Source organism: Flavobacterium sp. MEB061, from assembly GCF_000834715.1.
Classification (GTDB): Bacteria; Bacteroidota; Bacteroidia; order Flavobacteriales; family Flavobacteriaceae; genus Flavobacterium; species Flavobacterium pectinovorum.
The window spans coordinates 60,554-82,234 of record NZ_JXQR01000076.1 but is presented as its reverse complement, the minus strand read 5'-3'; the positions used below and the strand labels follow the sequence as shown (position 1 = coordinate 82,234).

Here is a 21,681-nt window from a genome sequence, read left to right as displayed (position 1 = left end):
ATCGTATTTTTAATCTCTTATCTTAATGCTTTTAGAAATTCTTTTGGAGCAGTTTCTAAATACATTTCATTTCTTACTCCGTTTATTTTTTTGGAATCGCTAAAATAAGGTAAAACGAATTCTTTATCGTCCTGAATTCGTTTTGCTGTTACACCGGTAATTTTAGATATCGCTGTAGCCAGGAAAGGTTCGTTTGTTTCTCCTAAAACGCCGTAACTGGTTACAAACTCCTGTTGTAAATAAGTAGGTGTTAAACCACTTGTATAATCACCAAAATCTTCTGAATTGGCAATTTTTAAAACCAATGGCTGCATCGCATATTTATGATTTGGATTTACTTTAGAATTTTTGTCCAAAGTTGGTGAGTCATAAACTGTAAAAGAACCAACATTTTTACCAATTGTTGTTTCACCAATCTGCACAACATTAATATAAGGTTTTAATCCGTTTATAACCAATTCACTTGCAGATGCCGTATTATCGGTAGTTAGAACATATACCGTTGTTAGGTTTAAACTATTTAGACCAGCATCAGCGCTATTTAAAAATTTAATATTTAAACGCTCTAAGCCCTCCGCATCCATTCCTGCCATTGATTTAATGTTGTATTGTATTTTTGAGAAAATCTTACCTCCAAACTGACCTGTAATTAAACTTGCCAAAAGTGTTGCGCTGTTAATAGAACCTCCGCCATTATATCTTAGATCTAACACTAAATCAGTAACGCCTTGTGCTTTTAATTCTCCAAAAGCATCATTTAATCTGGCGTCATAGTCCCGATAAAAGCCATTATACATCAAATAACCTATTTTATGACCGTTTGAATTTATTACCTTATTAATTAAAATCGGGTTTTCTTCTAAAGTAGTTTTTGTTAAACTAACAGATTTTCCGTTTAAAACAAATGCCGATCCATTATAGTCAGCAAAATTTAAAGTATAGCTGTCACTATTTAGCAATAGAGCTTCGTAGTTTGAAGCTGTAAGTTTTGTTCCGTTTACAGCAGTAAAAAAATAACCTCTTTTAACATCTTTTGTTGAAGCATCAGAATTAGCAATAATATAACGCACATAACCTACTAAATCATTAGATCCTTCAGAAACTCTGGTAAGCCTGAAATCAACGCCATTGTTTTTACTGATACCGTTAAGTTGCTGTTCTAAAACAGTATAATCATCAACAATCCAGCTAAAACGGTCAATGGCATTAATCGGATATTTGCTTACCGGCTTATTTAATAAATCTTCAAACAATTCCTCTGGTTTTGAATAGCCCGCTAAAAATGAATTAAAGGCATCTTTATTTGCAAAACGATCATCAGCTAAATTAGGTACATCAGCCTGCCACAGATAAACTTGATTTAATCCTCTCCAGACAAAATCGTTTACCTGCAAATCAGCGGGTGCGGCAACATCGTCCTCATCTTCACAGGATTGCAAAGAAAAAGCTAATAAAAAAATTAGCAGGACACTTCTTAATATTGTTTTCATAAAAATATGTTTCGATATTCTATTAACGTAAAAATACTATCTTTAGTTTTAACATTTATAAATTTGTTGTTTTTTTTCTAATAAAAAAATTTCAATACTGTTGTAACAAAAATAATTGTATCTCGTCTTGACTATATAAACGCTCTATAAAGGTTTGTTTATAAAAATAATGATTGGCTAAAATTTACTGTAAAAGATTAAATATTTAGTCCTCTCTAACCAAAAACCAAAAAAAGCAACCACAGATGAACCAAATTGTGTTTATAGAATTAATTAATCCTTTTAAAGACAAAGTTTTTCGTCTGGCAAAAAGATTACTTACCAGCACCGAGGAAGCTGAAGATGCAACTCAGGAAGTAATGGTTAAATTATGGAACAAAAAAGATAATCTCGATGCCTATAATAATGTTGAAGCCGTAGCAATGACAATGACAAAAAATTATTGCCTGGATCAATTAAAATCTAAAAGAGCCGGAAACCTTAAAATTGTACATAATAATTTTACCGACAGAGAACCTCAATTAGACAAACAATTAGAAGACATTGACAGTTTAGAATGGGTAGAAAAAATAATGAGTCAGTTGCCGGAACAGCAGCAAATATTAATTCAGTTACGCGATGTTGAACAATATGAATTTGATGAAATTGCGAAAATTGTCGACATGAATGAAACGGCTATACGAGTAGCACTTTCGAGAGCGAGAAAAAAAATTAGAGAATCAATGCTTAATACACACCGTTATGGAATTAAATAAAATAGAAGATATATTAGAAAAATACTTTCAGGGAGAAACTACTATTGCCGAAGAAAAAGAATTAAAAGAATATTTTTCTTCACCGAATGTTGCGCAGCATTTGGAGCAATACAAACCAATTTTTGGTTATTTCTCTCAGGTAAAACAACAAAAATCAACGCAGAATATTCCACTAAAAACTAAAAAACGAAATGTGACGTGGTTATCAATTGCAGCTTCTGTTGTTGTTTTACTATCAATTGGAACTTATTTTTATGTAAGCGAAAAAAATACAGCCCCGGTTGTAGCGCAATCAGAATTAGGAACCTATGATGATCCGGAAGAAGCGCTGAAAGCAACGCAAAAAGCTTTGGCCTTATTATCAAACAATGTTAATGTAGGTATTGAAAGTGTACAATACATTAAAGAATACGAACAATCAAAAAACAAAATTTTTAAACAATAAAAAAATCAATCAAAATGAGAAATTTAATTATAACACTAGTTTTCGCATTCGTTACCACTACTTTTTATGCACAAAGTGCTTTTGATAAATATGATGGACAGGACGATGTAACCTCTGTAATTGTAAACAAAAAAATGTTTGATTTAATGAGTAAGGTAAAAGTTGATGCTTCAGACAAAGAAATGCAACAATATATTAGCCTGATCAAAAAACTAGACTATTTAAAAGTATTTACAACCAAAAACCCTAAAATTGAAGCCGACATGAAAGCTTCTGCAGATAAATATATAAAAACTGCAGGTTTAGAAGAATTAATGCGAGTAAATGACAGCGGAAGAAATGTAAAAATATTAGTAAAATCGGGTGCCAGCGACACTCAGGTTAAAGAATTACTAATGTTTATTGACGGTGCCAAAAACGAAGAAACTGTCTTATTATCTTTAACCGGTAATTTTGACATAAACGAAATCTCTGTACTTACAGATAAAATGCAGCTTCCCGGAGGTTCTGACTTGAAAAAAGCGTCTAAAAACAAAAAATAATCATGAAACTAAGCGTTTTCACCTCAGCCATTTTAGCATTAGTAACTTTAATAAGTTGCAATTCTGAACCTTCATTGCAAAAGTATTTTGTAGAAAACACAGAGAACAAAAATTTCATTGCCCTTGATGTTTCGCCCAGTATTTTAAACTTAGAAAAAGCAAAATTATCAGCCGAACAAACAGAAGCCTTAAAATCTTTTGACAAGATGAATATTCTGGCATTCAAGGCAAATGATAAAAATCAGGCGCAATTTGAAACCGAAAGAACAAAAGTTAAAGCTATTTTGGCAAATCCAAAATATCAAAAATTAATGTCTTTTGGATCAGGTAAAGACGGGGCTTCAATAAGCTACGTTGGTACTGATGAAAACATAGAAGAATTTGTGGTTTTTGCCAATAGAAAAGAAAATGGTTTTGCAGTAGTCCGCGTGTTAGGAAAAAACATGAATCCAAACAATATTATGACGTTAATGTCTGTTTTGAAGCAATCAAATATAGATATGGAACAATTAAAGCCTTTGCAGCAATTGGTTAAATAATACATCCTTTACTTACTTTAAAAACAAAAAAAGCTCCATAATTGGAGCTTTTTTCTTATAATATTTGAAAGATTAAACTTAATAATATTCAATGCTGTTTTATTCTAAACTGAAGTGAATTTAACTATATTTGTTACTTAACCAAAAATATTAAATATGGTACAAAAAACATCGAATGCCTTTATTGCAGCATCTTGGGTTGCACTTGGAGCGGGAATGATTGGATACATTGTGGGTCTAGCCAGAGCAGAAATGCTTTTAAACGAAAAAGGATATTATTTTACAGTTCTAATGTTTGGTCTGTTTGCTGTAGTTTCATTACAAAAAAGTGTAAGAGACAGACTTGAAAAACTTCCGGTGACAGATATGTATTATGGAATTTGCTGGTTCGGAACTCTTTTATCAATTGTATTGTTGGTAATCGGACTTTGGAATGCAACAATTCTACCAAGTGAAAAAGGTTTCTATGCATTTGCATTTTTATTAGCGTTGTTTGGCGCTATTTCAGTACAAAAAAACACAAGAGATAATATGTCATTTTCTAATGAATAATCTTTTGAAATTATAATTCAGATAAAAACCAACTTCCAAGTTAAAACGAAAAAGCTCCATAAAATTATGGAGCTTTTTTATTACTAAATATTGTGTTAGAAAATTTAGTATCAACAAAAATTCATCTACATTTATCCCTTAATTAACAACTAAAAATAAATGATGAAAATTACTTTAAAAACTGTACTACTATTTTTTATTCTTGCTTTAAACAGCTGTTCAAGCGATAATAACAGCGATGAAACTCCCGACAACCCAACTGTACCAACTTCAAAATTTGCAATGACTGCAAAAGTCGATGGAAAATTGTGGGAAATGAATAATCCATTCAATTCAAATGCTGCTACAAAACCATTGTTTACTTATTATCCCGAAACAGAATATATTCAGCTTCAAGGCCGTAATGGAGGTACTTTCGGAATGGATGAAATTAGACTTTTAATTAAAAGAAGTGACCTTAAAGTTGGCACTTATCCTATTACATTAGCAACCAATGATGCATCAAAAACAGAAATTGAGATGTCTTTTAATAGTAAAGCAAATATTCAATATCCAATTGAAGGCACTTTATCAGTAACGTCAATTGATTTAAATACCAAAACAGTAGCAGGGACATTTTCATTTAATTGTGTAGAAGATTATTCAAAACCAATAAGTACTTCTAATCCTGTTACAACAAAAGTAACTGAAGGAACATTTAATTATAAATATGATGTTGCAAAATAAGAAACAATAGATCTTACAACCAAAAAGCTCCATAAATTTATGGAGCTTTTTTTATATTAAGTATTTGAGATTATTTACTCAAATACATTTTTCTTCTAGAGTACAATTCGTAGAATTGATCGTCTTTTAAGTCATCAATAAACAAGATACTTTCTCCTGTAGATTTCATTTCTGGTCCTAATGCCTTGTTCACATTGTGGAATTTACTGAAAGAGAAAACCGGCTGTTTAATCGCATAACCTTTCAATTGCGGATTAAACTTAAAGTCAGTTACTTTATTGTGTCCTAACATTACTTTTGTAGCGTAGTTTACATAAGGCTCTCCGTAAGCTTTTGCAATAAACGGTACCGTTCTCGATGCTCTTGGATTTGCTTCGATAATATAAACCGTATCGTCTTTTATCGCAAACTGAATGTTGATTAAACCAACTGTTTTCAGCGCTCTTGCAATTTTTACCGTATGATCTTTTATTTGCTGCATTACAAATTCTCCTAAGTTAAAAGGAGGTAAAGTAGCATTACTATCTCCAGAGTGAACTCCGCAAGGTTCGATATGCTCCATAATCCCGATGATGTAAACATTTCCATCAGCATCACAAATGGCATCAGCTTCAGCTTCGATTGCTCCGGCTAAATAGTGATCTAAAAGCAATTTATTTCCTGGAATTGTTTTCAATAAATTGATAACGTGTTCTTCTAATTCTTTTTTGTTGATTACAATTTTCATTCCCTGACCTCCTAATACATAAGAAGGACGAATCAATAATGGGAAGTCTAAAGTATCTGCAAGTGCAGAAGCCTCGTCAGCCGTTTCAGCGATTCCAAATTGTGGGAAAGGAATATGCAATTCTCTTAATAAATCTGAGAAACGTCCTCTGTCTTCTGCTAAATCAAGTGCATCAAAACTAGTTCCGATGATTTTCACTCCGTATTTAGATAATTTTTCAGCCAGTTTCAAAGCTGTTTGTCCACCTAACTGAACAATTACACCTTCTGGTTTCTCATGCTGAATGATGTCGTAAATATGTTCCCAGAAAACCGGCTCAAAGTACAATTTATCTGCTGTATCAAAATCAGTCGAAACTGTTTCCGGGTTACAGTTGATCATGATGGTTTCGTAACCACATTCTTTTGCAGCCAAAACTCCGTGAACACAAGAATAATCAAACTCAATTCCTTGTCCAATTCTGTTTGGTCCTGAACCAAGAACGATGATTTTCTTTTTATCTGTTACAATGCTTTCGTTATCTACATAACGCTCGCCGTTTGCTTTTTCGATTTCAGCTTCAAAAGTTGAGTAGTAATAAGGTGTCAACGCTTTAAACTCTGCCGCACAAGTATCAACCAGTTTAAACACACGGTTAATGTTTTGATCCATTCTTAAAGTGTGAACTTCACTTTCAAGACAATTCATCATGTGTGCAATTTGTCTGTCGGCAAAACCTTTTTGTTTGGCTTCAAGCAATAATTCTTTTGGAAGATTAGAAATTTTATAGTTCGAAATTTCTTTCTCTAAAGTATAAAGCTCTTCGTATTGTTTTAAGAACCACATATCGATTTTTGTGATTTCATGAATACGACTCAACGGAATTCCCATTGCAATTGCGTCATAAATTACAAAAACACGATCCCAACTTGCAAAAGTTAGTTTCTCGATAATTTGTTCGTAGTTTTTATATCCTTTTCCGTCAGCTCCCAGACCGTTTCTTTTAATTTCTAAAGATTGAGTAGCTTTGTGTAACGCTTCCTGGAACGAACGTCCAATTCCCATTACTTCACCTACAGATTTCATCTGAAGTCCTAAAGTTCTGTCAGCACCTTCGAATTTATCGAAGTTCCAACGTGGTATTTTCACGATTACATAATCCAAAGTTGGTTCAAAAAGAGCCGAAGTCGATTTTGTAATTTGGTTTTGTAATTCATCAAGATTGTATCCTAAAGCCAGTTTAGACGCAATTTTAGCAATTGGGTAACCTGTTGCTTTTGATGCTAAAGCAGATGAACGAGACACACGAGGGTTAATCTCGATCGCTACGATATCTTCTTTTTCATCTGGCGAAACTGCGAATTGTACGTTACAACCTCCCGCAAAGTTTCCAATACTACGCATCATTAAGATTGCATAGTCACGTAATTTTTGGAATGTTGTATCAGATAATGTCATTGCAGGTGCAACTGTAATCGAATCTCCGGTATGAATTCCCATCGGGTCCATATTTTCGATCGAACAAATGATTACAACATTATCATTTTTATCTCTTAAAAGTTCTAACTCATATTCTTTCCATCCCATCAAAGCTTTGTCAATCAAAACTTCGTGAATTGGTGAAGCTTCAAGTCCACGTGTTAAAAGCTCATCAAAATCTTCTTTTTTGTAAACAATTGCAGCTCCAGTTCCTCCAAGCGTAAACGAAGGACGAATTACAAGCGGAAAACCAAATTCCTGAGCAATTTCTTTTCCTTCTAAGTATGAAGTAGCTGTTTTTGCAGGTGCAGTTGGTACATTAATTCTTTCTAAAAGCTGTTTAAACTGCTCTCTGTCTTCGGTAATATTAATTGCGTTTACGTCAACTCCAATTAATTTTACTCCAAAGTCCTGCCAAATTCCTTTTTCTTCAGCTTCCAAACATAAATTTAAAGCTGTTTGTCCTCCCATTGTAGGCAAAACAGCATCAATTTGTGGATGTTCCTTCAGAATTTCAATAATCGATTTTGTCGTTAATGGTTTTAGATAAACATGATCGGCCATAGTTGGGTCGGTCATAATTGTCGCTGGATTTGAGTTTATCAAGATAACTTCAATTCCTTCTTCGCGAATAGAACGTGCAGATTGAGATCCGGCATAATCAAATTCGCAAGCTTGACCAATAACAATAGGTCCTGACCCTATTATTAAAACTGATTTTATTGATGTGTCTTTAGGCATTTTATTTGTATTGTGTAGTTATATATGGTATTTCAAAAATGATCTGTAGTACATTAAAAACTAGAATGTTGCAAGTTTTTTTACTGACAAGGTATAAAAAAAGGCGATACTAAAAAAGTAACGCCTTATTTATGTTTATAGAAACATTATTTTTTGTGTCTAGGTTCGCTAGAAACAGTTAATTTATGTCTTCCTTTTGCTCTTCTACGCGCTAGAACTTTTCTTCCATTCGCAGAAGCCATTCTGTCCATAAATCCGTGCTTATTTCTTCTTTTTCTTTTCGATGGTTGAAATGTTCTTTTGCTCATTGCTTTGTATCTTTAAAATGGTGTCTAATATCTCTTTTCTGTTTTTGAATATCGTTATTCGAAAACCGAGTGCAAATATACAAAGACTTTTTTTTCCCGCAAGTACTTTAATAAAAATATTTTTAATTCATTTTACTATATTTGCAATCACAAATATACATCTATTATGTTTCACAAAAATATTAAACTTATTTTGGCCGGACTTCTTGTAGTTGCTGGCATTTGGCAATTTACAGAAAGTAATATCGGAAATGGAATTTTCCTTATTTTACTTACTGCAATTCCAATTTTTCTTTACTTTAAAAACGAATTCATCCTTTTAGCCTTCCTTAAATTAAGAAAACAAGACTTTGAAGGGGCTAAAAAATGGCTGGCATACATTAAAAATCCCGAAGCAGCATTGGTTAGAAAACAACAAGGATATTTTAATTACCTTCATGGAATCATGTTATCTCAAACTAATATCAATCAGGCTGAGAAACATTTCAAAAAAGCTATCGAACTTGGACTGTCAATGGATATGGATTTGGCCGTAGCAAAATTAAACCTTGCGGGAGTGGCCATGTCACGCAGAAGAAAGCTTGAAGCAACTAATTTATTGAACGAAGCCAAGAAACTGGACAAACAAGGTATGTTGAAAGAGCAAATCACAATGATGAAAGAACAAATGAAGAAAATTTAAATTTCTTTAAACTACAATATTAAAAATCCCAAATTCCAATTTACTGGCGTTCGGGATTTTTTTCATTTTAGATTTCTGAGTTTAGATTTTAGATTTTTCTTCTATTGGAAAGAATACCGTTTAGTTTGTCATTTCGACCGAAGGGAGAAATCGCACTCGTAACTCTACAAAGATTGGCGATTTTGATTGCGGAGTTTCTTGCGGAGATCCCTCGTTCCTCGGAACGACAAGAATGCGAGTAATAACTTTGCGCGTAAATCTTTGTCAAAGTTTTAAACTTTGACAAAGATATCGAACCGACAAACAATTGAATTTTGGAATTAATCTTCCAATATAATAGATGGCAGATTTTCATTCAGCCATTTGTATTTATTAAGAATCATGATATGAGTTCCGCCTTTTACGATAATGCAGCTTTTGATATATTTTATAGGAAAAACTTCGTCCTGATCACCATGAATATGAATTATATTTTCATCGATTTGATTCCTATCCCATAAAATCACATTTTCGACTGCCCATTGTAAATAGCGGATATCGCGCATGGCAAGAAATTTTTCGTATAACTTTATTCGTTTGTTGACTTTTTCTCCAAAGGAATATTTTGCAAGATTCTCGATATTCAGAATTAATTTCATCGGAATCAATTTATAGGCTTTTGTAGTTTTGCCAATTTTCATCCTTCTTGGAAATTCTAAATTGCTTCTAACGCTCGAAATAATTATAACTTTTCGGGCATCAATATGTTTAGCCATTTCCTGAACCAGAATCCCTCCAAAAGATACTCCAATTAAAACCGGATTTTCATGTTTGATGTTTTTTGTAATTCGAAGTGCATAATCAGACAAGGATTCCTTTGGTTGCGGAATCTCCCATTCCAGTAAACACATTTCGAAAACAGATTCATCTAAATTGATTCTTTCAAAAATAGTCGAACTTGCAGCCAAACCAGGCATAAAATAGACAGGAATTTTACTCATTAGTTCAGAAATTGTAGCTTTAAATTGATTCTAAAATTACTTTTTTTAGCAATATGCACAACAAATCTTACGCCATAATTACAAATTAAACTTATTTAAATTACAAAAAGTAAGTAAAGCCTGAGAAAACTGCATCTCCAAAAAAATAATTTAATATTGAGAATCAAATGATTACCTTTGTAATCTAAATAACACATGTTAAATATCTTTTTAAGGAGTTTTATATAAGTTATTTGCACCCACCATTTCTATTATTTTTTTAACCCTACAAGAACAACTAATTATGGAAACTATTGACATTATGGAAATCAAAGACAACACTTTTGCAAGACAATTTGAAGCCATAACCCCCGAAGGATTGCTTTCTGTTGAATATTCGTTTCAGGAAAAGAAAATTTTTTTAACTAAAATCAATACTCCCGAAGGGTTTGAAAACCAAGCTTTAATTGACACAATCCTTAAAAGTATCATGGAAATTGTGGTAGAAAAGAAATTTAAATTAATGCCTATTCACCCAAAAATTGTACAGTTCATCAAAAAAAATCCAAAATATAAAGAATTACTTCCTCCAGGAATTAGGATTTAATTTTTTATTTCTTCATAAAAAACAAAAAGCACAAGAATTAACTTGTGCTTTTTGTTTATAATAAAACTGAAAATTTTATTTTTCAATCTCTCTCATAGAATCCATTTTTTTATGAGCCAGGAATCCTGCCACATCTTCAAAATGTTCTTTAACTCGTTTATTTCCAAACTCAAATACCTTCGTTGCTAATCCGTCAAGGAAATCACGATCGTGGGAAACCAAAATTAAAGTTCCGTCGAAATCACGCAATGCATCTTTAATAATATCTTTTGTTTTCATATCCAAGTGATTCGAAGGCTCATCCAGAATCAATAAGTTTACCGGCTCCAACAATAATTTTATCATTGCCAAACGTGTTTTTTCTCCTCCTGAAAGCACTTTTACTTTCTTAGTAATATCATCCCCCTGAAACATAAATGCCCCAAGAATATTTTTAATTTGTGTTCTGATATCTCCAACAGCAATTGCATCGATTGTTTCAAAAATAGTAGCATTTTCATCTAATAAAGAAGCCTGATTTTGAGCAAAATATCCAATTTGAGAATTGTGTCCAATTTCAACACTTCCTTCATCGATACCTATTTCCTTCATAATAGCTTTAATCATGGTCGATTTTCCTTCACCATTTTTACCTACAAAAGCTACTTTTTCTCCTCTTTCGATCACAATATTGGCATCTTTAAAAACTACATGATCTCCGTATTTTTTAGACAATTCTTTTACTACTACAGGATATTGTCCTGAACGTGCTGCCGGAGGAAATTTTAATTTTAATGCTGAATTATCTACTTCATCAACCTGAACAATAACTAGTTTTTCAAGCATTTTAACACGAGACTGAACGGCATCTGTTTTAGAGAAAGTTCCTTTAAAACGATCAATAAAAGCTCTGTTATCAGCAATCATTTTTTGCTGCTCATCATAAGCTTTTTGCTGATGAATACGACGATCTTTTCTCAATTCTAAATAATGAGAATATTTTGCTTTGTAATCGTAGATTCTTCCCATTGTTACTTCAATAGTACGATTCGTGATATTATCTACAAACGCTCTATCGTGCGAAATTACTACAACTGCTTTCGCCGAATTGATCAAAAACTCTTCAAGCCACTGAATACTTTCGATATCCATGTGGTTTGTTGGCTCATCCAGTAAAATTAAATCCGGTTTTTGCAATAAAATTTTAGCTAATTCTATACGCATTCTCCATCCACCTGAAAATTCAGAAGTCTGACGAGTAAAATCTTCACGTTCAAAACCTAAACCAATTAAAATTTTCTCAACTTCAGCTTCATAATTCACTTCTTCAATCGCGTAAAATTTCTCGCTTAAGTCCGAAACTCTTTCGATCAATTTCATATAAGCATCACTTTCATAATCAGTACGAACAGTTAATTGCTCGTTGATTTCATCAATTTCGGCTTTCATTTTAAAAATTTCACCAAAAGCTTTAGATGCTTCTTCCATTACAGTCGAACCATCTTTGGTCAATAAATGCTGAGGCAAATAAGCCACAACAGCATCTTTTGGCGTCGAAATACTTCCGGTTGAGGGTTTGCTCTGACCTGCAATTATTTTTAAAAGTGTCGATTTTCCCGCACCATTTTTACCCATAAGGGCAATTTTATCATTTTCATTTATAGCAAAAGAAACATCGCTAAATAATGTAGTTCCACCAAACTGAACCGAAATATCGTTAACTGTAATCATTACTTTCTGTGAATTTGTTTAATCGGTTAATCGTTTATCTGACAACCCATTTTTTTCGTGGTGCAAAGATAGATTTAATTAGATAATGTGCCAATTTGTTAATTAGATAATTCTCATTAAAGACAAAAAGCTTTTTAAACATAAAAAACTCCGCAAAGCATATAAACTTTGCGGAGCAAATATTTTCAATTATCTAATTGGCACATTGACTAATTAGATAATTAATCCTTTCTCCATTTTTTAGTTTCCTCAAAAATGTGCTCTAGAATTGAAGATTCAATTTCATCAAATTCTATGTTTCTTCGGCTCATTACTAATTTTGCCGTTTCAAAAGCTTTTTTAGTCACATACGTGGTAAAACCTGCAGCTCCGCCCCAGGAAAAACTCGGAACAAAATTGCGAGGAAAACCACTTCCGAAAATATTCGCACTAACTCCTACTACCGTTCCTGTATTGAACATCGTATTGATGCCGCATTTACTGTGATCGCCCATCATCAAACCACAAAACTGAAGCCCGGTTTTAGCAAAACCTTCTGTTTCATAGCTCCATAATTTTACCTCTTCGTAATTATTTTTCAGGTTTGAATTATTGCTATCCGCTCCAATATTACACCATTCGCCCAAAACAGAATCACCTAGAAATCCATCATGACCTTTATTTGAATTGGCAAAAAGAACAGAATTTTTAACTTCACCACCAATTCTTGATCCCGGACCAACAGTTGTGGCGCCGTAAACTTTTGCATTTAGCTTCACTTGCGCATTTTCGCATAAAGCAAAAGGGCCACGAATTACGGTTCCTTCCATAATTTCGGCGTTCTTACCTATATATATAGGTCCGGCCGAAGCATTCAGCGTTACAAACTCAAGCTTTGCCCCTTCTTCAATAAAAATATTTTCAGACGAAATTACATTTACACTTTTCGGGATTGGTTGTGATTTTCGATCTTCTGTCAAGTAGTCAAAATCGGCACGAATTGCAGCATCATTTTTAGAAAAAATATCCCACGTATTTTCTACTGTTATACAATCCTCGTTGTATTGAATTATTTCATACGAATCAAAATCAACTTCTTCCTGGTTTTCATTTGTAAAAAAAGCAATTACATCATCTCCTTTAAAAATCGCTTGATTTTCTTTTAAATCAGAAACCATTTCTGCAAGCGTATCATTTGGTAAATACGCCGCATTTATCATTACATTTTCTTCCATTTCCACCATCGGAAATTTTGCAGACAAATACTCTTCGGTAATTGTTGTGATTGTAGACCCCAAACGCATTTCCCATTTTTGACGAATTGTCATAATTCCGATTAAAATATCAGCAACAGGTCTTGTAAATGTAAACGGTAATAAAGCATTCCGGACGGGACCGTCAAAAAGAATGTAGTTCATAAATTTGATTTAATATTGTTAAAATTGATTTGGTTACCTGAGTCAAAGTTACAAATATTTATGAGTTTGATTAAATCCGTTTTAAGGTAATAGCTACGAATTCAGGAATTTTTTATTTCGCTCCAAATTCTATATTCATTCAGATTACGGCTATTTGATAATGCTTACAGGATTTGATTTTATAATCTTCAAAAAAATATAGCCAGCGGTTTCAACCGCTGGGACGCAATATATCCATGATACCTACGTGCCCCCGTGGTTGAAACCACGGGCTATATTGACAATCAGATTCTTATCCTTTTTTTTTTTAAATCGTACATCGTTGGAAAAAAAATAGACGCATAAAAAAAGCCTTCCAAATTGGAAGGCTTTTGTATAAATAAAAACAGTTATTAGTTTTTAACGTGTTTTGCGTATTTAGTTTTGAATTTATCAATACGTCCTGCAGTATCGATAAGTTTAGATTTACCAGTATAAAAAGGGTGAGATGTTCTAGAAATCTCCATTTTTACAACTGGATACTCAACTCCGTCAACTTCAATTGTTTCTTTTGTATCTGCAGTAGATTTAGTGATAAAAACTTCGTCGTTTGACATGTCTTTAAATGCAACTAATCTGTAATTTTCTGGGTGAATTCCTTTTTTCATCTTTTCTTTTATTTATTGTTTAAAGCATTTTTATTTTGAAGCTTTTTCATGGTTAGAAAAAGGTGTAAACAAACAATACTCTTTTTTGTTTAAAAACTTTTAATTATTTTGAGTTTGCAAATTTACAATTCTTTTTTAATATACAAATCTTTACGCCACTTTTTTTTACTTAAATTCAAAAAGCTTTTTTCCCCGCGATTATATTCGGAATTACTATATTTGTGGATTAATTTTAAAACATATATAAATATGATTAATGAAGTTATAAAGAAGAATGGAATTACATATGGTGTAATGATCGGAATTGCATCTGCTCTAATTACTGCTACCATTTATGCAGTCGATTTGAATCTATTCGTTTCCTGGTGGTTTGGCTTGCTTGGTTTAGTAATAAACGTAACGATATCAATCATTTTGCTTTCTAAAACCAAGAAAGAATTAAATGGGATTTTTCCTTTCAAAGATGCCTTTACCACTTACTTTATTGCAGCGGTAATTGGTATTCTAATCTCTACTTTATTCAACATTGTCCTATTTAATGTTATTGATCCGGGAGCAAAAGACACTTTAAGCGAAATTATGATTAAATATACGGTTGGTATGCTACAAAAATTTGGCACTCCGGCTTCTACAATTAATGAAACTGTTGCAAAAATGAAAATAACAAATCCTTATTCTACCTTAGAATTAGTAAAAGGATCTGTTTTCGCTATTGTAATCTGTGCTATTTTCGGATTAGTTTTCGCAGCATTTTTTAAAAGCAAATCTACACAAGAATAAAAAATAAATGAATTTATCTATACTTATACCGCTTCTAAACGAGGAGGAATCACTACAAGAACTATATTCGTGGATCATTAAAGTGATGCAATCTAACAATTACTCTTATGAAATCATTTTTGTAGATGATGGCAGTACAGATGATTCCTGGGAAATTATTGAAGGTTTCTCTAACGAAAACCCCAATGTAAAAGGGATTCGTTTCATGAAGAATTTTGGAAAATCACAAGCTCTGCACGCTGGTTTTTCAAAAGCAAAAGGCGATGTTATTATTACGATGGATGCCGATTTACAAGATAGTCCGGATGAGATTCCCGGATTATTTGAAATGATTACCAAAGAAAAATTTGATTTGGTATCAGGTTGGAAAAAGAAACGTTACGATTCTGTTGTGGCGAAAAATTTACCTTCAAAATTATTTAATTGGGCGGCCAGAAAAACTTCCGGAGTTGAGTTAAATGATTTTAATTGCGGATTAAAAGCATACAAAAATACAGTTGTAAAAAATATCGAAGTTTCGGGCGAAATGCACCGTTATATTCCGGTTTTGGCAAAAAATGCCGGTTTTAATAAAATTGGAGAAAAAGTTGTGATTCACCAGGCCAGAAAATATGGGGAAACCAAATTTGGCATGGATCGTTTTATCAACGGTTTTCTGGATTTGATTACGATTTGGTTTTTATCAAGGTTTGGAAAAAGACCAATGCACTTATTTGGTTTATTGGGATCCATAATGTTTCTGATTGGTTTTTTATTAGCCCTGTACTTAGGGATCGATAAATTATTTATTCACAAAACAAGCCGATTAATTACCGAAAGACCACATTTTTATCTATCCATAACATCAATGATCATAGGAACACAATTATTTTTAGCCGGATTTTTAGGTGAAATTATATTGCGTACTAAAAGCAATGAAGCACGTTATAAAGTAGCACGAGAAGTTAATTTTTAAAGTAAAGACAATAAAATATGATGTTCCTGAATAATTCAGGAGCATCTTTTGCGTTCTTACAGGAACATAAAAATATTTTTTTGATAATTACTATAAAGCAGGATTATTCCTTAAAAAATATTATCTTTAATTAGAACATTAAAAACACATTTACATGAATATAGCACCTAATATTTTAAATGCTGTAAACGAATGGCTGACGCCTACATTTGACAATGAAACACAAGCGGCCGTTAAGGAATTAATGACAACGTCGCCAAAAGAACTTGAAGAAAGTTTTTATAAAAACCTGGAATTTGGTACAGGTGGAATGCGTGGTGTTATGGGTATTGGAAACAATAGAATTAACAAATATACGCTTGGAAAAAACACACAGGGTCTTTCAGATTATCTACATGAAGTTTTTCCTAATCAACCATTAAAAGTAGTTATTGCTTACGATTGTCGTCATAACAGTAACACTTTGGCAAAGGTTGTGGCTGATGTTTTTTCTGCAAACGGAATTCAGGTTTATTTGTTTTCAGATTTACGCCCAACTCCGGAATTATCTTTCGCGCTTAAGTATTTAGGCTGTCAATGCGGAATCGTACTTACGGCCTCACATAATCCACCGGAATACAACGGTTACAAAGTATATTGGCAAGATGGAGGACAAATTGTTCCGCCGGAAGATGCAGCAATCATCAATGTAATCGAAAATTTAGATTACGACAAAATCAAATTTAACGCAAACGAAAGCCTGATTCAATATATCGATACTGAAATCGATAAGGCTTTTATTAAATCATCTATAGAAAACGCAAGTTTTGATACTCCGGCTGAAGCCAAAGATAATTTGCATATTGTTTTTACTTCATTGCACGGAACTTCTATAAAATCTATTCCGGATACTTTATCACAGGCAGGTTACAAAAACGTACATATTGTCCCTGAACAAGCGATTCCTGATGGAGATTTTCCAACAGTTAAATCTCCAAATCCCGAAGAACCGGAAGCTTTAACAATGGCTTTGGCTTTGGCAGATAAAACAAATTCAGATATTGTTGTTGGTACAGATCCTGATTGCGACCGTTTGGGTGTTGCTGTTAGAAACAATGATGGTAAAATGATTTTGCTTAACGGAAATCAAACCATGATTTTGATGACTTCTTTTTTATTGAAACAATGGAAAAAAGCAGGCAAAATTAACGGAAAGCAATTCGTGGGCTCTACCATTGTTTCCACTCCAATGATGATGGAACTGGCAACAAGTTATGGTGTAGAATGCAAAGTTGGTTTGACAGGTTTTAAATGGATTGCCAAAATGATTAAAGATTTTCCGGAGCTTGAGTTTATTGGCGGCGGAGAAGAAAGTTTTGGTTTTATGGTTGGTGATGCCGTTCGCGATAAAGATGCAGTTGCTGCTACTTTATTGATCTGCGAGGTGGCTGCTCAGGCCAAAGCTGCCGGAAGCACTGTTTACAAAGAACTTTTACAACTTTATGTTGAAAATGGTTTCTATAAAGAATATTTGGTTTCATTGACCAAAAAAGGAATGGAAGGCTTACAGGAAATTAATCAGATGATGATTGATTTACGTGAAAATCCATTAAAAGAAATCAACGGACAACGCGTAATTATGGTTGAAGATTATCAATCATCTATTGCCTTAAATTTATTGACTGGTGAAGAATCTGCAATGGATATTCCGAAATCAAACGTATTGATTTATTATACTGAAGACGGTTCTAAAATTTGCGCAAGACCAAGTGGTACTGAACCAAAAATTAAATTCTATATCAGCGTTAATGCTGAATTAGAATCAGTTCAGGATTTTGACGCCGCAGAAAGTTTCTTAGACCAGAAAATACAAAATATCATTGCAGGAATGCAATTGAAGTAAATAATAATGAGTGACAAACCTGATATAAATAATCAGCCGGAACTATTAAATTCAATTATCGGATTAATAGATCAGACTCGTCATTTTGTTGCCAAAACGGTTAATCAGGAATTAACTTTATTATATTGGAATATTGGAAAAACGATCAACGAAGAAATTCTAAAAAATCATCGCGCAGATTATGGCAAAAAGATAATTCCAGCATTAAGCATTGCTTTAACTGACAAATACGGAATAGGCTTTAACAAACGAAACTTACAAAGCTTTGTCAAGTTAAACTCTACAATTGAGGACTTTACAATTTTGCACACAGTGTGTGCAAAATTGAGTTGGTCCCATATCAGAACTTTAATTTATATTGAAAACAATATTAAAAGAGAGTTTTACATTCAGATGAGCGTTCATGAAAGATGGAGCGTAAGAACTTTACAGGAACGAATTGACAGTATGCTTTTTGAAAGAACTGCTATTAGTAAAAAGCCTGAGGAAACCATCATCAACGACTTAGCACTTTTAAAATCAGAAAAACAAATTAGTCCGGATCTAACCTTTAGAGATCCTTATTTTTTGGACTTTTTAGGACTTCACGATAGTTATTCTGAAAAAGATCTTGAAAGTTCTATTTTGGCACAATTGCAAAATTTCATTACCGAAATGGGAAGCGAATTTGCTTTTCTTGCCCGCCAAAAAAGAATCACAATCGACGACGAAGATTTTTACATTGACTTACTTTTTTACCATCGCGGTTTGCGCCGGTTAGTTGCTATTGATTTGAAATTAGGGAAGTTTAAAGCCGGTTATAAAGGCCAAATGGAATTATATTTGCGTTGGCTTGAGAAAAATGAACAAAAAGAAGGCGAAAACAAACCAATTGGATTAATTTTGTGCAGTGAAAAATCTCCAGAACAAATAAATTATTTAATGCTGGATAATGACGAACAAATAAAAGTATCAGCATATTTAACCCAACTACCAGAAAAAAAATTATTGCTGGAAAAACTGGAAAAAGCAATTGCAATAGCAGAAAATAACATCTATAAATAAATGAGTAATTTCAAAAAAATAGTTCCTTTTATATATCCATATAAAAAATACGCTTTCTTAAACATCTTTTTTAATGTTTTATATGCGCTTTTTAGCACACTTTCTTTTGTTGCGTTAATACCGATGCTTCAGGTACTTTTTGACAAAAACAAACAAATTACGGTAAAACCTGAATATCAAGGAATTCTGGAAATTCAGAAATATGGTGAAGATTATTTAAGCTATTATATTACAACAACAAAAGGCACGCATGAGCCGGGTTACGTTTTATCTATTATGGTTGCGATTATCATTTCTATATTCTTACTAAAAAATCTGGCCGATTATCTGGCAATGTTTTTTATCACTTTTTTACGAAATGGTGTTCTAAGAGATATGCGAAATGCAATGTATAAAAAAACACTTGAATTGCCGTTGGCTTTTTATTCTGAAAAAAGAAAAGGAGACGTTATTTCCAGGATTTCGGCTGACGTAAACGAGGTTCAGACTTCGTTTTTAGCAATATTAGAACTTATTGTAAAAGAACCTTTGACGATCATTTTTACAATAATTGCAATGCTAATTATTAGTGCTAAACTTACCTTGTTTGTATTTATTTTTATTCCCGTATCCGGATATATTATTTCATTAATTGGAAAGCAGTTAAAAAAACAATCTACCAAAGCACAACAGGAACAAGGTACTTTTTTATCAACAATAGAAGAAACTATTGGAGGATTGAAAGTCGTAAAAGGATATAACTCTGAAAACTATTTCAATACTGTTTTTCAAAATTCAACAGAACGTTTTTTTAATTTATCAAACAACATTGGTAATCGCCAAAACCTTGCTTCGCCCGCGAGCGAATTTATGGGAATTACTGTAATTGCCATCTTGCTATGGTATGGCGGACAAATGGTTTTAATTGACAAAACACTACAAAGTGCCTCGTTTATAGCCTACATGGGATTAGCTTACAACATCCTTACTCCTGCAAAGGCAATCTCAAAAGCTTCTTACGGAGTAAAAAGAGGAAATGCAGCTGCAGATCGTGTTTTAGAAATTTTGGATCAGGAAAACCCAATTACTTCTAAACCCGATGCAATCGAAAAAACATCTTTTGATAACAATATAACGGTTCAAAACATTAATTTTAAATACGAAGAAGAAACGGTTTTAAAAGATTTTTCTCTTGAAATTAAAAAAGGACAAACCGTTGCCCTTGTTGGACAATCGGGAAGTGGAAAAAGTACAATTGCTAATTTATTAACGCGTTTTTACGATGTTAATGACGGTGTTATTTCTATTGATGGAATCAACATTAAAGACATGAATTTGCAATCACTTCGTAGTTTAATGGGATTGGTAACACAAGACAGCATTTTGTTTAATGATACTATAAAAGCAAATATTTCCCTAGGAAAATTAGATGCTACAGATGATGAAATTATTGAAGCGTTGAAAATCGCTAATGCTTTTGAATTTGTACAAGAATTACCTTTGGGAATCTATACAAATATTGGTGATAGCGGAAATAAACTTTCCGGCGGACAAAAACAACGTTTATCGATTGCGCGTGCGGTATTGAAAAATCCTCCAATTATGATTTTGGATGAAGCTACATCAGCACTGGATACTGAAAGTGAAAAATTTGTTCAGGTTGCTCTTGAAAATATGATGCAAAACAGAACTTCGATTGTTATTGCGCACCGACTTTCGACAATTCAAAAAGCGGATTTGATCGTTGTAATGCAAAAAGGAAAAATAGTAGAACAAGGAACTCATGACCAACTAATTGCACATAACGGAACTTATAACAAATTGGTTACAATGCAGTCTTTTGAATCGTAATTAAAAGATATATTTTAGCTTAGCCACAGATTACACAGATTAACACGGATTCTTTTTTATAAATAATGAAATAAAATCTTTTAAAATCTGTGTAATCTGTGGCATTTTTTTTGAGTATAATCCTCTAAATATTAAAGAAATGTACCTGAATAATCCAAATATAAAGTTGCCTGAAGATCCGGATACTATTGTTTGGAAATACCTTGATTTGTCTAAATTTTTAGATTTATTATTGTCTAAAAAATTATTCATGTCTCGCTCTGACAAATTCGAAGATCAGTATGAAGGAACTTTCAGCGAACCTACTTTTGAAGAGATTAAAAAGCTAGCCATTGATAATCCTGACTTTTTAAATTACTACAAAACACATCGCGAAAAAGTAGCTGTGAGCAGCTGGCACATCAACGAATACGAATCGTTTGCGATGTGGCAGATTTTCACTCAAAACAGCGAAGGATTAGCCATTCAGTCAACAATTGGCAGATTGCAAAAAGCGGTAAAACCAGAAAATAACTTTGATCAATATATTGGTGAAGTCAATTATATCGATTACAGAAAAGAATACATTCCGTTTGATGATTTGTTCTTTCCGTTTTTATTTAAACGAAAAAGTTTTCAGTATGAGCGCGAAGTCCGTATCTTAACTGATACTTCAAAAAGTACTATTAAACTAAATGACGGGTTAAAAATCAATGTCGATATCAATCAGTTAATTGAAAAAATATACATTCATCCAAAGTCTGAAAATTGGTATAAAAAACTGGTAATTGAATTGGTAGAAAGACTTGGGTTTGATTTCGAAATAGAAAAATCAGATTTGGAAAGCGATATTTTGATATAGATTTTTTTTAAGTTGCTAAGGTTCTAAGATACTAAGGGACTGAGTTTTTTTCTTGCTTTACGTA

21 protein-coding genes are annotated in these 21,681 nt (G+C 32.8%); 14 read left to right on the top strand and 7 right to left on the bottom strand.

Annotated features, from left to right (window positions below; genetic code table 11):
* Nucleotides 1-17 precede the first annotated feature (17 nt).
* On the bottom strand, nucleotides 18-1,490 hold the full coding sequence (locus tag RT99_RS24120) for a S41 family peptidase (protein WP_042567312.1): 1,473 nt from the start codon (nucleotides 1,488-1,490) through the stop codon (nucleotides 18-20).
* A gap of 245 nt (nucleotides 1,491-1,735) precedes the next feature.
* On the opposite strand from RT99_RS24120, the gene RT99_RS24115 reads away from it, so the two are divergent.
* The 6 genes from RT99_RS24115 to RT99_RS24090 all read left to right on the top strand — a co-directional run bounded on the left by RT99_RS24115 (nucleotide 1,736) and on the right by RT99_RS24090 (nucleotide 5,049).
* Entirely contained in the window at nucleotides 1,736-2,245 is a 510-nt protein-coding gene (locus RT99_RS24115; protein WP_042567311.1) for an RNA polymerase sigma factor, read from the top strand.
* Nucleotides 2,232-2,690 carry a hypothetical protein gene (locus RT99_RS24110; protein WP_042567310.1) on the top strand — a complete coding sequence of 153 codons (459 nt, stop codon included), beginning with the start codon at nucleotides 2,232-2,234 and terminating at the stop codon, nucleotides 2,688-2,690. Before RT99_RS24115 ends, RT99_RS24110 begins: the two co-directional genes overlap by 14 nt.
* Nucleotides 2,691-2,704: 14 nt before the next feature.
* Nucleotides 2,705-3,232, top strand: a complete 528-nt coding sequence (locus tag RT99_RS24105; RefSeq protein ID WP_042567309.1) for a DUF4252 domain-containing protein — start codon at nucleotides 2,705-2,707, stop codon at nucleotides 3,230-3,232.
* 2 nt (nucleotides 3,233-3,234) lie between these two features.
* Nucleotides 3,235-3,771: a DUF4252 domain-containing protein gene (locus tag RT99_RS24100; RefSeq protein ID WP_042567308.1), complete on the top strand. Its 537-nt coding sequence runs from the start codon at nucleotides 3,235-3,237 to the stop codon at nucleotides 3,769-3,771.
* Between the two features lie 156 nt (nucleotides 3,772-3,927).
* The gene (gene yiaA / locus RT99_RS24095) at nucleotides 3,928-4,323 is read left to right on the top strand and encodes an inner membrane protein YiaA (protein WP_042567307.1); all 396 of its coding nucleotides are present in this window, start codon (nucleotides 3,928-3,930) and stop codon (nucleotides 4,321-4,323) included.
* A gap of 159 nt (nucleotides 4,324-4,482) precedes the next feature.
* Nucleotides 4,483-5,049 (top strand): DUF6252 family protein, encoded by a 567-nt coding sequence (locus RT99_RS24090; RefSeq protein WP_042567306.1) that lies wholly within the window; start codon nucleotides 4,483-4,485, stop codon nucleotides 5,047-5,049.
* A gap of 70 nt (nucleotides 5,050-5,119) precedes the next feature.
* Here RT99_RS24090 and carB read toward each other — a convergent pair whose 3' ends face one another.
* The gene (gene carB, locus RT99_RS24085) at nucleotides 5,120-7,975 is read right to left on the bottom strand and encodes a carbamoyl-phosphate synthase large subunit (protein WP_042567305.1); all 2,856 of its coding nucleotides are present in this window, start codon (nucleotides 7,973-7,975) and stop codon (nucleotides 5,120-5,122) included.
* A 146-nt stretch (nucleotides 7,976-8,121) separates the two neighbouring features.
* Nucleotides 8,122-8,283 (bottom strand): 50S ribosomal protein L34, encoded by a 162-nt coding sequence (rpmH, locus tag RT99_RS24080; RefSeq protein WP_008464848.1) that lies wholly within the window; start codon nucleotides 8,281-8,283, stop codon nucleotides 8,122-8,124.
* 166 nt (nucleotides 8,284-8,449) lie between these two features.
* Here rpmH and RT99_RS24075 point away from each other — a divergent pair, with 166 nt between their 5' ends.
* On the top strand, nucleotides 8,450-8,965 hold the full coding sequence (locus RT99_RS24075; RefSeq protein WP_042567304.1) for a hypothetical protein: 516 nt from the start codon (nucleotides 8,450-8,452) through the stop codon (nucleotides 8,963-8,965).
* Nucleotides 8,966-9,285: 320 nt separating this feature from the next.
* Here the strand turns inward: RT99_RS24075 and RT99_RS24070 are convergent, their stop codons facing one another.
* Nucleotides 9,286-9,945, bottom strand: a complete 660-nt coding sequence (locus RT99_RS24070; protein ID WP_042567303.1) for an alpha/beta hydrolase — start codon at nucleotides 9,943-9,945, stop codon at nucleotides 9,286-9,288.
* 283 nt (nucleotides 9,946-10,228) lie between these two features.
* On the opposite strand from RT99_RS24070, the gene RT99_RS24065 reads away from it, so the two are divergent.
* Complete coding sequence (locus tag RT99_RS24065) at nucleotides 10,229-10,531, top strand: GNAT family N-acetyltransferase (RefSeq protein ID WP_242607252.1); 303 nt, start codon at nucleotides 10,229-10,231, stop codon at nucleotides 10,529-10,531.
* Between the two features lie 75 nt (nucleotides 10,532-10,606).
* Here RT99_RS24065 and RT99_RS24060 read toward each other — a convergent pair whose 3' ends face one another.
* From RT99_RS24060 to RT99_RS24050, 3 genes are all read right to left on the bottom strand, one after another.
* Nucleotides 10,607-12,241, bottom strand: coding sequence for an ABC-F family ATP-binding cassette domain-containing protein (locus RT99_RS24060; RefSeq protein WP_042567302.1), 1,635 nt, complete (start codon nucleotides 12,239-12,241; stop codon nucleotides 10,607-10,609).
* Between the two features lie 221 nt (nucleotides 12,242-12,462).
* The gene (locus RT99_RS24055; protein WP_042567301.1) at nucleotides 12,463-13,638 is read right to left on the bottom strand and encodes a GlmU family protein; all 1,176 of its coding nucleotides are present in this window, start codon (nucleotides 13,636-13,638) and stop codon (nucleotides 12,463-12,465) included.
* A gap of 392 nt (nucleotides 13,639-14,030) precedes the next feature.
* The gene (locus tag RT99_RS24050; protein ID WP_029272307.1) at nucleotides 14,031-14,285 is read right to left on the bottom strand and encodes a type B 50S ribosomal protein L31; all 255 of its coding nucleotides are present in this window, start codon (nucleotides 14,283-14,285) and stop codon (nucleotides 14,031-14,033) included.
* A gap of 249 nt (nucleotides 14,286-14,534) precedes the next feature.
* Here RT99_RS24050 and RT99_RS24045 point away from each other — a divergent pair, with 249 nt between their 5' ends.
* The 6 genes from RT99_RS24045 to RT99_RS24020 all read left to right on the top strand — a co-directional run bounded on the left by RT99_RS24045 (nucleotide 14,535) and on the right by RT99_RS24020 (nucleotide 21,617).
* On the top strand, nucleotides 14,535-15,065 hold the full coding sequence (locus RT99_RS24045) for a DUF4199 domain-containing protein (RefSeq protein WP_042567300.1): 531 nt from the start codon (nucleotides 14,535-14,537) through the stop codon (nucleotides 15,063-15,065).
* A gap of 7 nt (nucleotides 15,066-15,072) precedes the next feature.
* Entirely contained in the window at nucleotides 15,073-16,020 is a 948-nt protein-coding gene (locus RT99_RS24040; RefSeq protein WP_042567299.1) for a glycosyltransferase family 2 protein, read from the top strand.
* Between the two features lie 154 nt (nucleotides 16,021-16,174).
* Nucleotides 16,175-17,902 carry a phospho-sugar mutase gene (locus tag RT99_RS24035; protein ID WP_042567298.1) on the top strand — a complete coding sequence of 576 codons (1,728 nt, stop codon included), beginning with the start codon at nucleotides 16,175-16,177 and terminating at the stop codon, nucleotides 17,900-17,902.
* A gap of 6 nt (nucleotides 17,903-17,908) precedes the next feature.
* Nucleotides 17,909-18,946 carry a YhcG family protein gene (locus RT99_RS24030; protein WP_042567297.1) on the top strand — a complete coding sequence of 346 codons (1,038 nt, stop codon included), beginning with the start codon at nucleotides 17,909-17,911 and terminating at the stop codon, nucleotides 18,944-18,946.
* Nucleotides 18,947-20,776 (top strand): ABC transporter ATP-binding protein, encoded by a 1,830-nt coding sequence (locus RT99_RS24025; protein WP_042567296.1) that lies wholly within the window; start codon nucleotides 18,947-18,949, stop codon nucleotides 20,774-20,776.
* Between the two features lie 139 nt (nucleotides 20,777-20,915).
* A complete protein-coding gene (locus RT99_RS24020; RefSeq protein ID WP_042567295.1) occupies nucleotides 20,916-21,617 on the top strand; it encodes a hypothetical protein in 702 nt (233 codons plus the stop codon).
* Nucleotides 21,618-21,681 lie beyond the last annotated feature (64 nt).